Origin of the sequence: Flavihumibacter stibioxidans, from assembly GCF_014332695.1 — a bacterium.
Taxonomy (GTDB): domain Bacteria; phylum Bacteroidota; class Bacteroidia; order Chitinophagales; family Chitinophagaceae; genus Flavihumibacter; species Flavihumibacter stibioxidans.
Genome location: NZ_MBUA01000012.1, coordinates 1 through 11,658, shown reverse-complemented (window position 1 = coordinate 11,658; position 11,658 = coordinate 1). Strand labels below are relative to the sequence as shown.

The window sequence follows — 11,658 nt, the reverse complement described above, 5'->3', positions numbered from 1 at the left end:
TTATTTTATGTTAGCGCAGGGAGTTAAAAAATCATGGCGTTTAAGGAAGAAATAAGGGACTTGTTTGCCAGGGGCCATGAACGGTACCTGAGAAATGTTTCGGTTGACTGTATCATTTTCGGGTTCCACGACAGCGCGCTGAAAGTATTGCTGCTGAAAGCCAATTATGCCGATGGCTGGGCCCTTCCCGGGGGATTTATCGGCAGGGAGGAAGGGATGGACGAAGCTGCCATCCGGGTACTGCAACAGCGGACGCATCTGGGTGATATTTACCTGCAGCAGTTCAGGGTTTTTGGCCAGTCCGGCAGGCCTACGCAAAAGATGAACCATGAAAAACTGAAGACCCTGGGTATAAAATCCGAGGGTAGCTGGATGTTCGACCGATTCATTACCATCGGGTATTATGCCCTGGTGGATTTTAACAAGGTGAACCCCACTCCTGATGAATTTTCCATCGCATGCGAATGGTTTAATGTGTACGAGCTGCCACCAATGATGATGGACCATGCCGATCTGATAGCTGATGCCTTGTCTTTTTTACGTCACCAGTTGAATTACCGGCCAATCGGCAATAACCTGCTGCCTGAAAAATTCACCATGCCCGAATTACAGAAATTATATGAAACCATCCTGGGACGAAAACTTGACCGCAGGAATTTCCAGCGAAAGATACTGGGGGTGGGCATTCTGAAAAGGCTGGAAGAAAGAAAACCCGGAGTGGCCCATAAGGCGCCATATTATTATAAGTTTGATTTGCGCAAATACCAGAAGGCACTCGAGGCAGGGATGGGATTCCAGATTCAATAATTTTAAGGGTCAACCATATATATGCAGCGGAAGGATTTCATAAAACAGGGGCTGGCTGTTTCTCTTGGCCTGCCGCTTGCGGGTGCAGTACCTGCAACAGGAAACCGGCTGCCTGCGGAAGAGGAGAGCCTGCTCATTAAAATTCCGCCCTGCCTGAACCCCGGCGATACCATTGGGATCACTTCGCCAGCCGGTTATATCACTGCGGAAGAGATCCGCCCAGCAGTGGAACAGATGGAGTCCTGGGGACTTCGCATAAGGATCGGCGATACCATCGGTAAGCGCGACGGCACTTTTGGCGGAACCGATGCCGAGCGGGCTGCTGACCTGCAGAAAATGCTGGATGACAGGACCATAAAAGCAGTCATGTGCGCAAGGGGAGGGTATGGCATGGTGCGCATCATCGACCAGGTGGACTTCGGTCATTTCCGGCGCCATCCCAAATGGCTGATAGGGTTCAGCGATGTGACCGTGTTGCACGCCCACCTCAGCCGGCATGCCAGGGTGGCATCCATCCATTCCAAAATGTGCAACAGTTTTCCCGATGACTGGACAAAGGCCGACGCCCTCCAACAGGAAACCATACTGTCTATCCGCAATATGTTGTTCGGCGAAAAAATGCGGTTTGAAATTCCATCACATGCTGAAAATCGGTCAGGCCTTGCCGTTGGGGAACTGATCGGCGGTAACTGCAAAACAATTGAATCCATAACCGGCTCGGCTTCCGATATAAAAACCGGCGGAAAGATCCTTTTCCTGGAAGATACCGGCGAATACCTGTACAGCATTGACCGCATGTTCTGGAACCTGAAACGGAGCGGGAAACTGGAGAACCTTGCCGGACTGGTAATAGGTGGTTTCAAGATAAAGCCGGCCGAAAATCCGGAAGAAGAATTCAATAAAAACCTTTACCAGATTGTGCTGGAGAAAATCAGCGATTGTAATTATCCTGTCTGTTTTGACTTCCCGGTGGGTCACCAGAAAAATAATTACGCGCTTAAATGCGGTGCCAATGTAAGGCTCTCTGTCAGCGGGGCAACCACTGTGCTGGAAGAGATCCATTGATATTTTTCTTAACTTACCATCATGTTAAGTTTTCTTATCTGGATCATTGTTTTCATATTGTGCTGGCCACTTGCCATCCTGGCCCTGATCCTTTATCCCGTCTTCTGGCTGCTATTGTTGCCTTTCCGCCTCCTGGGCATTGCGGTGGATGGAGTGTTTGAACTTGTCAAGGCAATTATCATGCTGCCTTCCCGCATATTAAAAAAGATCTGAACGGTTTTTTCCACAGGGTATTTGAAAATCCGGATGAGGGTATTATTTTGTCGGTCTTATTTACCGTATCATGAAAAACACCCTTCTCGCCCTTTTTACTTTTTTGACATGCATCAGCGCACTTCACGCACAGGAAAAAGACAGTTTACAAATTAAGATTGACTCCATTGAAAACTCTTTTGTGTACAAGACAGGGAGTATTGAACTGGAAAGCGGCAATGCCAAACTGGATGTGCCGGCAGGTTTCCGTTTCCTGGATAAAGAACAAAGCAATTATGTGCTCACCAACCTCTGGGGTAACCCCGAAGATGCCAACATACTTGGCATGCTGGTTCCCGAGAACAGGGGCGTGTTGCAGGAAAACAGCTGGGCCTTTACCATCAGTTATGACAATATGGGCTTTGTGAAAGATGAGGATGCAAAAGATATTAATTACGATGACTTGTTGAAGGAGCAGCAAAAGGATGTGAAGGAAAGCAATCCTGACAGAATCAAAGAGGGATATGAATCCATCCAGCTGATTAATTGGGCATCTGCACCGTATTACGATGAAAATAAAAAGATACTGCACTGGGCCAAGGAACTGCAATTCGGTGAAGACAGTCTGCATACACTCAATTACAATCTCCGGATTCTTGGACGTAAAGGCATATTCCTGTTGAATGCCGTGGCAACCATGGACGAGCTGCCTGCAGTGAAACAGCATTTAGACAAGGTGATCAACAGTGTCAGTTTTCATGACGGACATAAATATGCCGATTTTAATCCCGATGGGGATGAGGTGGCTGCCTGGACTGTGGGTGGACTGGTGGCTGGGAAAGTGCTGGCAAAAGCCGGATTTTTTGCCATCCTGCTGAAATTCTGGAAACTCATCGCTTTGGGCATTGCCGGTGGTGGAGCTGCCATCTGGAAGCGTTTTAAGGGGCGTAAAAAAGAAGAGAACCCGTTCGTCAATCAACATACAGAGGCGTAAAAAACCTTTGTATTTTTGCAATATGTCAATCAGTTCCTTAAAAGATATGGAGGCGATGAAGGCTGTCAGTACGGCTGTAGCCATTACGCTCAGGAAAATGCGTGAGTATGCGAGACCTGGTATGAATTGTTTTGAACTTGATGAGTATGGCGGCGAACTGCTGCGGAGTTTCGGGGCAGGGCCGGCACCCAAAATTACCTATGGTTTCCCTGGTAATACCTGCATCAGCCTGAACCATGAAATAGCGCATGGTATTCCTTCAAAGGATAAACTGCTCAGGGCCGGTGACCTGGTCAATATTGATGTGTCTGCGGAACTGAATGGTTACTGGTCAGATAATGGAGGCTCTTTTGTGCTGGGCGATGACCTGCACGGGCACGAGCCACTGGTAAACGCTTCTAAGGATATTTTAAGGAAAGCTTTGATGGCGATAAGGCCGGACATGCGTATCGCCGAACTGGGAAGGATCATTGAGTTTTCCGCCAGGCAGCAGGGTTTCAGGGTGATACGAAACCTTACCGGGCATGGCATCGGTAAAAGCCTGCATGAATATCCCGGTTCCATCGCGAATTATTATGATCGGTATAACCGGGGAAGGTTCCGCAGGAATATGGTGGTGGCCATCGAAACATTCATCTCCACCGGCGCATCCAATGCGAAGGAAACCAATGATGGCTGGACCCTGGTAACAGGCGACGACAGTTTTGTGGCCCAGCATGAGCACACTATTGTGGTAATGGATGGCGGTCCGGTAATCCTGACCTCGGCCAATGAAATCTGGAATTAAGCCTACCTTCTTCTTTGCATCCTTTTTCCCATGCGCTGGATCAGGGTGTCGAGTCTAACCTGCTGGCTGCTGTCACAAAAGCTCCGGAGTTGCCTGAAATGCTCATAGTTGTTGAGCGATAACTGCTGTTCGTACCCGGCCATTTTCATTGTGGTGGCGCGAATGGATGAATCGGGTTGCGGCTCCATCCGCAGGTAGCTGTATAACTGTTCCCTGCTTACTTTAATGGAGTCGTACAGGGGGCGGTTTTTTTCGCGGGTGCTTTCCCAGAGCAGCTTGAAAGCGGCAGCCTGTTTTTCATCCAGCTTTAACTCGCGTGCCATGAAATCCACCGGTGATCGCTCTGTGCGTGAAGCACCTGAACTTTTTGCCTGTTTTTTTCCTCCGGTCATATAGAGCGCCAGTAATGCCAGGTTGCTTACGAGCAATACCCCGATGATGATCAGTAAGGTTTTATTGTTGATGCGGTTCATGGAAGGGTAGCGTTTTGTTCCAGCATGGATGTTTTATCAAATCTGTATTCCTGTGCCAGTGCTGTCAGTTGATCGGAATTGTCTTCGGCAGCCGGAGCGGGATTTCTCAGCACGATCAGCGCATTGGCTGCCAGCAGCAGCAGTACCAGGCTGAAGGCAACTGCAGGGCGTGATAAAAATGCTGCGATGCCTGCCCATACACTGCGGTCTTCTTCGAGCCTGGCGCGGATCCTTGTATACAGGTGCGGCCCGGCGCTCGCGCGGGTGATGCCGTCGAGACTGTTGATTATTTCATCAGCAGGGTTGCTCATGTGATCTGTTTGTTTCATGTTCCTTTATTTTCTTCATGGTGTGTGGTCAATATTTTTCGCAGATTGGCCTTGCCCCGGTGAAGGAGCGATTCAACTGCACTGGCCGACAACTCCATCACTACTGCGATCTCTGCAATCGTGAGTCCCTCCAGCTTTTGCAAACTGAAAGCCACCTGCTGGCTGTCGGGCAGTTGCCGAATGGCCCTGAACAGCCGGGCGGCCTCCTGTTTTTTTTCCAGTTGTACGCCCGGGTGGTGAAAATCGGGTGCGTCTGATTCGAGGCTGCCATCCTGCCCCCAGATAGAGCGCACAAAAGCGAACCGCTTTTTCCTTTTCCTGCTTCGCAGCAGGTCGAGTGATTTGTTCACCGCAATCCGGTACAACCAGGTGGTTAAACCCGCTTCCGACCGATATCCGTCCAAAGAGCGCCAGGCCGTTACAAATACTTCCTGGGTGATGTCTTCTGCGTCTTCTGCCTGCTGTAATAATCCCAGTGCCGTATTGTATATCCGGTCTTTCCAGCCCTCCACCAACTGGCGGAAAGCGGCTTCTTCTCTCTGTTGCAGTCTTTCAATTAGTTCTGATTCATTCACCGAATGCCTGTTATGGGTAGATGCCGCTAATTTACCGGATTAACCGGTTCTTTTTCTACTCAATGCCAGGTTCGCCTGAACCCATGGGCATGAAGCCCTGTCCACCTGGTCCGCCTGGTCCACCCGGTCCGCCTGGCCTGCCACCCCCCGGTCCCCATGGACCCTGCATTCTTCTCTCCTGTGGTGCCGGAGCCTTGCCGAAATTCTTGATCTTGTAGGTGAAGGTCAGCATGAAAAACTGGGTCAGCACCTGGGTCTGGTTGTCTTCAATATAGTTGGCCGCAATGGTTCTGCTGATGCTGCGGTTCTGCTTTAAGAGGTCAAACACAGAGAGGCGTAGTTCTCCTTTCTGGTCTTTCAGGAATTTTTTCCCGATAGCCATATTCCATAACCAGAAGTTTTGGTTGAAGGCCGCGGTCAGTCCCCGGTACAACTGGTTGTTGACGTCGGTCTGGTACATCCAGCCGTTCTTGCTGAGCAGGTTTAAACCGAGTCCTGCACTCTGGCTGAAATAGTTGTTATTGAGAGATTGCTGGAAGCTGTTTTTCACCGTACTGTAGTTGGCGTTGTAGTTGATATTGAAGTCAACGTACTCGCTGATATTACTGGCCAGGTTCATGCCGCCGCTCCAGGTGGTGCTGTTGGCCACATTGGTCACATTGTTGATGATACCAGGTGTGCGGCTTAAAGTGTTGCCCGCATTCAGGGTAAGGTTCGACTTGATGGGTTTGATGGTCATTGAATAAGTTAGCATCAGGTTGGTGTTCCAGTAACCGTTCAGGTTTACGGGTTTGGACAGTTGTGCTCCTTTATAAAGGGTCACCGTTGAGGTAAGCGCCGAATCCTGACGGGGGGTGAAAGTGGCGTTGGTAATGAAATTATCGGTCTGGGTGGCAAAGATGTTGATGAAGAAGCTGTGGCCTTTTCGGCTATTGGTGTACGTGAAACGACCGCCCAGCCGGTTGGATACCGACTGGTCCAGTTCAGGGTTTCCTGTAGTCAGGTATAGCGGGTTGGTGTTGTTGATAACATTCTGTAACTGGTTTACGGAAGGGTTGCCGGTACTGCTGCGGTAGAACAGGCGAACATTGCTCATGGCATTGAATTTCCACCAGATCATTGCATTGGGCAGGAGGTTGCTGAAGGTCTTTTTCAGGGTTCCGGTCTTTGGATAGGTCTGGTCGTTTTTCAGGGTGGCCTGCTGCCCGTCCACCCCAAAGGAAATGTTCTTGTCGCGGTCGCCTAAACGATAGGAGATGCCCGCCCGCTGGGTGGTGGTCTGGTTGCGGAATACATTCGAAAGACTGGTGTCCAGCAGGCTGTATTTGCCGGTATTGCCCTCAAATTTCCAGGTACGCTGGTCTGCATCGTTATTGCTGTAGGATGGATTGTAGCTGAACTGCAACATGCCTTTTTTACCTACCGGTTCCGTATAGTTGATATTGGCTGAGAGATTATATCCCCTTGTTTCTGATAACTGCTGCTGCAGGGTTGAATCTATGACCGGTACACCTGTCTTGAAAAAAGTGGTGATGGCGCTTACGTCCTGCGTGGAATTTCGGTTATTGATGCCTGTTGTAAGCCCGATTGAATAGGATCTTCTCCTGTTGGCTTTGAATGCGTGCCTGAACAGCAGGGTATTGTTGAAATTATATCCGTCGCCTTTGGTACGGTTAAAGTTTTCGGTAGCGCTTGTCGGACTGCCATCTTCCAGTGACTGGCGACCTGAAGTACTGCTGATATTATTATTCTGCTGGTAATTGAAACTGGGAATGATCATCAGCGTGTTGAGGGAATCGATCTTGTATTCCATCCTCATATTTACCCGGTGGCTGGTGTTCTTGCGATTGCTTTCTGACAGTTCCCGGTAAAAAGTACTGGAATCGGGGGTGATCAGTTGTTCGCGGTTGGAACTGGAATTGTTATCGTTATTACTGTTGTTGAAAAAATAACTGCCGCTGACATTGAAATTTTTTCCCCAGAGGTCGCTGAAGTTAATGCCCAGTGCATTGGTCTTTGAAATACCACTCTGGTTTTGCACCTGGAAGTTTCCGCCGCCGCCACGGCCTGCGCCACCGCCCCTGCCGCTGCCACCGGAAGACAATCCCAGTATATCGGATCCCGCAAAATTCTGCTGGTTGATATTGTTGAACAGTCCCACTACGGAAATGCGCCTGTTTTTATTGAAAAAGTTTACCGAGCCGCCGCCCTGGTACCGGTCGTCGGTTCCGTAACCGCCATACACCCGGCCGAACTGGCCATTCCGGCGGTCTTCCCTTGTAACGATATTGATGGCTTTATAACCCTGTCCGTCGTCCACGCCGGTCAGTTGCGCCTGGTCGCTGAGGCGGTCGAATACCTGGATCTTATCCACTACTTCGGCAGGCAGGTTGCGAAGGGCGGCCGTGGCATCGTCGCCAAAAAATTCCCGGCCATCCACTGTCACTTTTTTCACCTGTTCGCCCTGGGCTTTCACCTGGCCGTTTTCAATGGCTACTCCCGGCATCTTTTTAACCAGGTCTTCCACATTGGCATCGGGATTCACTTTGAAGGCACTGGCATTAAATTGAACCGTATCGCCCTTTTGCTGGGCCGGGGGAGTGGTGGCTTTCACGATCACTTCTTCCAGGGTGCCGCCTTTTTTCATGGCAAATGCGCCCAGGTTGGTGGTGCCGCCGGAGAGGGTAAGGGTTTTTTCGATGGCTTCATATCCTACGAAGGAAATGGAGATTTTATAGGAGCCGTCGGGGATATCGTTAAAGGTGAATTCGCCCATTTTTCCGGAAACGGCATTTCTGCTGAAGTCGCTGTTTTTCAATGAAACCGTAGCGCCGGCGAGGCTGGTATTGGCGGAACTGTCTTTGATGCGTCCCTTCACAATGTTCTGTGATAAGGCGGTGAAACTTAATAAAATACCGGTCACTAGGAAAGTCAGAATCTTCATAAAATATACTTGTCTGACATCTTAGACGCCAGGCCGGCGGTAATCCTTCGGTGGGTGAAAAAGAAGTTTAGGGGGTGCGGCTGATAATGGATCTGGAAGTTCCCATGCAGGCTGGTTGAATACATATTACATTTATGATGACCTGGGTTTTTGCGATGTGTTATTCAACCCGCTGGGGTCGAATTGGTAAGTGCTATGAATATACAGGCACTGAGTTTACTAATATGTTAAGGACGGTGACTGATAATTTTTCTTCAACGGATCAGGGTAAGTTCGCTGATTTTAAGGATGGTAACAACGGAACATCTGACGATTATACTTATGATAATAATGGGAATATGATTTCTGATTTAAACAAACAAATTTCCACTATTACATACAATCAATTCAATTTGCCAACACTAATAACTTTAACTGGGAAAGGGACAATAGCATATGAATATGATGGTAATGGGAATAAAATATCTAAAACAGTTACTGATAATACGGTTTCACCTGCCAAGGTAACTACAACTTTATATTCTTCGGGATTCGTTTACGAAAATAATATTTTGCAGTTTATTGCTCATGAGGAAGGTAGAATTAGATATACGCCGACTGAAGGGTCTGTTGCTGCAAAATTTGATTACGATTATTTTATCAAGGATCATTTGGGAAATGTTCGTATGGTACTTACGGACGAAAGTTCAATCAAGTACTATCCAGCATCTACACTTGAAGGAACCTATACTGCACCTGGTGTTACTCCGGTAGCTAATAGTATGATTAATCAGGAATTGAAGTTTTACAATATTGATTATTCAAAGGTGGTTTCGGAAAGCAGCATTCCTTCATGGGGTACCGAATCAACTGCAAACACTAAACTATATTATAATAATAATGGTAATCCGCCTCAGAATACCAGTTATCCAACTGGTACGGCACCAACACAGACAGATGGCAGTAATAAGTTGTACAAATTGAATGCAAACAGTAATAAGACGGGCCTTCAATTTATGATTAAAGTGATGGCAGGTGATAAGGTCGATATTTTTGGAAAGTCCTATTATTTGAATACTACCGAAGTAAACAACTCTAATAGCACCGCCTTGGATATTACGACCTTACTTGCAGGTCTTTTGGCCGCACCAGGAAGTGTTGCGGGCGGCAAGGGAATAACGAGTACACAACTAAATACTTTAAATACCGGTCTAATACCTCAAAGCTTTATTAGGGGTGCAAACAATGAATCTGGTGCATCTGTGCCCAAGGCTTACATTAATTACATTTTTTTTGACGATCAGTTTAAATTCGTATCCGGTAATTTCAGCAGGGTAGGGTCTAGTGGCCAGGTGAAAAGGCATTGGGACACAGATGGGCAGCTTCAGATGGAAATTCCACGGAAGCTGACCAGCTTATTCCGGGTCTGAATGACCACTATTAATCAGGTACAAATTTCGAATCAATTCTTTTATGGCAGCGATTTTGTCTGAATTGATTTCTGTGATCAATTATTGACGGAAAATAGTGATTATACAGAGCGGAATTTCCAATTGTTTAGGGGAACTACAGGAAAAGAAGTTGGTTCAACCGTACTATTTTTAACTGACGATGCTGCTGTTGCAGCAACATATGTAAAAAGTGGAGGGCAGGTAATGCAATACGAGATGTCACAATTTTCCTTGAAAGCACTCCAAGCAACTTCTGAGTTAGAGTTAAAGACAGGGATTCATGGCATGGAGGGTAAAGTGAGTACAGAGTTTATGTTTAAGGGGAAAGAACTTATCGAAGCAGTTAATTCCCTTGCCACGCCACTAAAAAAATAGACAATGAAAAAATTTTGCTGCGATACATTTAGATTTAGATACGAAGGGGCCAAGGAGATGGGGTTGAATTTTAGGATAATTAAGCTAAGTCAGCCTTTCATTGAACGTTCGAAGTATAAAGGGAATATTTATCGTTATCTAATAACCGAAGGTTATCAGGTTTTAGACAGCAACATAAAAATTATATTTATTGAATATTGCCCTCACTGTGGCAGAGAGTTGCGAAAGCTGTATAATTCTGATCTGTATGTGAATGAACTAGATCATGAATTTTAATGATTATAGATGCTCCAAATAATAGCGACAAAATTTAGCTGTAATAAAAAAGCTGCTGGATATATCCAGCAGCTTTTTTATTGTGCGTAAGCTTTTCTGGCTTTTGCGTCGCGCAGGAAACTGTCGATGATATTGTAGATAACGGACCTGGTAAAGGTGTCAAGCGCTTCGATGTCTTCAAGTCGTTTAACGGTGTCTTTATCCTAGGTGGCGCGGTTTCCTTCTCCGAGTAAATAATCGACGGGCACATCAAAGACCTGGGCAATTTTAAAGGTCATCTCAACTGACCTCCTCCCATATTTAGGACGGATATAAACTTGTGTTTTTAGGAGACAATTCCTTTTCTATGTTCCAAACAAAGCAATACTCTCTACTTCTGCAAAATGCTTGTCCGTTGTAAAAAGCTGAAGATTGTATTGCTGTGCAATGGCTGCTATCCAGATATCATTTTCAGGTATGGGTTTCCCCTTTTTCATCAACGCCGCTTTTATACTACCATAAATATCCGCTGTCTTTGAGTCCGGCTGCAAAACAATACAGTTATTTATAAAAAGCTGCATCCGGTTGATATGCTTCACAGGTTCAGCAGACCTATACGCACCATAAAATAATTCCCCGATTACAGTCAATGGTACATACACTTCTGAGACAGCATCCAATTGTGCCGATACAACATTGTTTTCTCTAAACGTATGGATAATTACGCTGGTATCCGGCAGGCATTTACTTCCAGTCATCAGGATGAATTTGTTCGCAGCCTTCTTCTATTGTTTTTCCAATTCATCTGCTTCTTCCTTAGTCCACATGCCGGCAAATGAAGTGAAGCTCTTACGGCCAATAACATGCAATTTGCTTTTGGCTATCACCGTTTCCACCGCTGCCAGTACAGCATCATTTTCGATCTTTAATATCTCCTCTATGAGATGTAGTTTTTTCGCTTCACCAAACATAGCCAATTGTTTAATACTCAAATTTACTCGATTTTACCATTCTTCCGCCCCTTTCTGTAATACCCATCCCATGATCTCTCAATTCCCGCTGTAACTGTTCCCCACTTCTGCGCAAATTTACCCCTGCTAATGGCCATTTAAATATTGGGCGGTAACCGAAACATTTACCGACTCCAGCGCCGTAAAAGAATATCATTTCACCTTGTACTACTATGACCAGGCGGGCAACCTGGTGAAGACCGTATCTCCGGCTGGGGTTCAGCCCATTTATCGAAACTCCTGGCTTGATAGCACCCGGAATTTCAGGAAGCTCGGCAACCCCCTGCCAATGGTTCATAAGCTGGTAACTAGGTACAGCTATAACAGCCTCAACCAGGTGGTGCTTCAAAAAACACCCGATGCCGGCATGAGTAAATTCTGGTATGATCGCCTGGGCAGGCTGGCCATCAGCCAAAATGCCC

The 11,658-nt window shown here is 46.9% G+C and carries 14 protein-coding genes; 8 read left to right on the top strand and 6 right to left on the bottom strand.

The window, feature by feature from the left end:
* Positions 1-33: 33 nt before the first annotated feature.
* From BC349_RS07200 to map, 5 genes are all read left to right on the top strand, one after another.
* On the top strand, positions 34-807 hold the full coding sequence (locus BC349_RS07200) for an NUDIX hydrolase (RefSeq protein ID WP_187256082.1): 774 nt from the start codon (positions 34-36) through the stop codon (positions 805-807).
* A gap of 21 nt (positions 808-828) precedes the next feature.
* On the top strand, positions 829-1,872 hold the full coding sequence (locus BC349_RS07195) for a S66 peptidase family protein (RefSeq protein WP_187256081.1): 1,044 nt from the start codon (positions 829-831) through the stop codon (positions 1,870-1,872).
* A 21-nt stretch (positions 1,873-1,893) separates the two neighbouring features.
* Positions 1,894-2,085, top strand: a complete 192-nt coding sequence (locus tag BC349_RS07190; protein WP_187256080.1) for a hypothetical protein — start codon at positions 1,894-1,896, stop codon at positions 2,083-2,085.
* A gap of 70 nt (positions 2,086-2,155) precedes the next feature.
* On the top strand, positions 2,156-3,058 hold the full coding sequence (locus tag BC349_RS07185; RefSeq protein ID WP_187256079.1) for a DUF2167 domain-containing protein: 903 nt from the start codon (positions 2,156-2,158) through the stop codon (positions 3,056-3,058).
* 22 nt (positions 3,059-3,080) lie between these two features.
* Entirely contained in the window at positions 3,081-3,845 is a 765-nt protein-coding gene (gene map / locus BC349_RS07180) for a type I methionyl aminopeptidase (protein WP_187256078.1), read from the top strand.
* Between the two features lie 2 nt (positions 3,846-3,847).
* On the opposite strand, the gene BC349_RS07175 is transcribed toward map, so the two are convergent.
* From BC349_RS07175 to BC349_RS07160, 4 genes are read right to left on the bottom strand one after another with little or no spacing between them, the layout of a single operon-like run.
* A complete protein-coding gene (locus BC349_RS07175; protein ID WP_187256077.1) occupies positions 3,848-4,318 on the bottom strand; it encodes a Spy/CpxP family protein refolding chaperone in 471 nt (156 codons plus the stop codon).
* The gene (locus BC349_RS07170) at positions 4,315-4,647 is read right to left on the bottom strand and encodes a hypothetical protein (RefSeq protein ID WP_187256076.1); all 333 of its coding nucleotides are present in this window, start codon (positions 4,645-4,647) and stop codon (positions 4,315-4,317) included. Before BC349_RS07170 ends, BC349_RS07175 begins: the two co-directional genes overlap by 4 nt.
* Positions 4,644-5,222 carry a sigma-70 family RNA polymerase sigma factor gene (locus BC349_RS07165; protein WP_187256075.1) on the bottom strand — a complete coding sequence of 193 codons (579 nt, stop codon included), beginning with the start codon at positions 5,220-5,222 and terminating at the stop codon, positions 4,644-4,646. The genes BC349_RS07170 and BC349_RS07165 overlap by 4 nt, the downstream gene beginning before the upstream one ends.
* Positions 5,223-5,277: 55 nt before the next feature.
* Entirely contained in the window at positions 5,278-8,166 is a 2,889-nt protein-coding gene (locus BC349_RS07160) for a TonB-dependent receptor (RefSeq protein WP_187256074.1), read from the bottom strand.
* A 134-nt stretch (positions 8,167-8,300) separates the two neighbouring features.
* Here BC349_RS07160 and BC349_RS07155 point away from each other — a divergent pair, with 134 nt between their 5' ends.
* Together BC349_RS07155 and BC349_RS07150 are read left to right on the top strand one after the other, a co-directional pair.
* Complete coding sequence (locus BC349_RS07155) at positions 8,301-9,575, top strand: hypothetical protein (RefSeq protein ID WP_187256073.1); 1,275 nt, start codon at positions 8,301-8,303, stop codon at positions 9,573-9,575.
* An 84-nt stretch (positions 9,576-9,659) separates the two neighbouring features.
* Positions 9,660-9,971: a hypothetical protein gene (locus tag BC349_RS07150; protein ID WP_187256072.1), complete on the top strand. Its 312-nt coding sequence runs from the start codon at positions 9,660-9,662 to the stop codon at positions 9,969-9,971.
* Positions 9,972-10,591: 620 nt separating this feature from the next.
* Here BC349_RS07150 and BC349_RS07145 read toward each other — a convergent pair.
* Positions 10,592-10,984: a type II toxin-antitoxin system VapC family toxin gene (locus tag BC349_RS07145; protein WP_187256005.1), complete on the bottom strand. Its 393-nt coding sequence runs from the start codon at positions 10,982-10,984 to the stop codon at positions 10,592-10,594.
* 27 nt (positions 10,985-11,011) lie between these two features.
* Complete coding sequence (locus tag BC349_RS07140; protein WP_187256004.1) at positions 11,012-11,218, bottom strand: hypothetical protein; 207 nt, start codon at positions 11,216-11,218, stop codon at positions 11,012-11,014.
* Between the two features lie 181 nt (positions 11,219-11,399).
* On the opposite strand from BC349_RS07140, the gene BC349_RS07135 reads away from it, so the two are divergent.
* A partial coding sequence (locus BC349_RS07135; protein WP_187256003.1) for a hypothetical protein occupies positions 11,400-11,658 on the top strand: 259 nt, incomplete at its 3' end.

Coding starts and splice junctions, on each gene's coding strand:
- BC349_RS07200 (WP_187256082.1), top strand. CDS start 34: ATGGCGTTTAAGGAAGAAATAAGGGACTTGTTTGCCAGGGGCCATGAA.
- BC349_RS07195 (WP_187256081.1), top strand. CDS start 829: ATGCAGCGGAAGGATTTCATAAAACAGGGGCTGGCTGTTTCTCTTGGC.
- BC349_RS07190 (WP_187256080.1), top strand. CDS start 1,894: ATGTTAAGTTTTCTTATCTGGATCATTGTTTTCATATTGTGCTGGCCA.
- BC349_RS07185 (WP_187256079.1), top strand. CDS start 2,156: ATGAAAAACACCCTTCTCGCCCTTTTTACTTTTTTGACATGCATCAGC.
- map (WP_187256078.1), top strand. CDS start 3,081: ATGTCAATCAGTTCCTTAAAAGATATGGAGGCGATGAAGGCTGTCAGT.
- BC349_RS07175 (WP_187256077.1), bottom strand. CDS start 4,318: ATGAACCGCATCAACAATAAAACCTTACTGATCATCATCGGGGTATTG.
- BC349_RS07170 (WP_187256076.1), bottom strand. CDS start 4,647: ATGAAACAAACAGATCACATGAGCAACCCTGCTGATGAAATAATCAAC.
- BC349_RS07160 (WP_187256074.1), bottom strand. CDS start 8,166: ATGAAGATTCTGACTTTCCTAGTGACCGGTATTTTATTAAGTTTCACC.
- BC349_RS07155 (WP_187256073.1), top strand. CDS start 8,301: ATGATGACCTGGGTTTTTGCGATGTGTTATTCAACCCGCTGGGGTCGA.
- BC349_RS07145 (WP_187256005.1), bottom strand. CDS start 10,984: ATGACTGGAAGTAAATGCCTGCCGGATACCAGCGTAATTATCCATACG.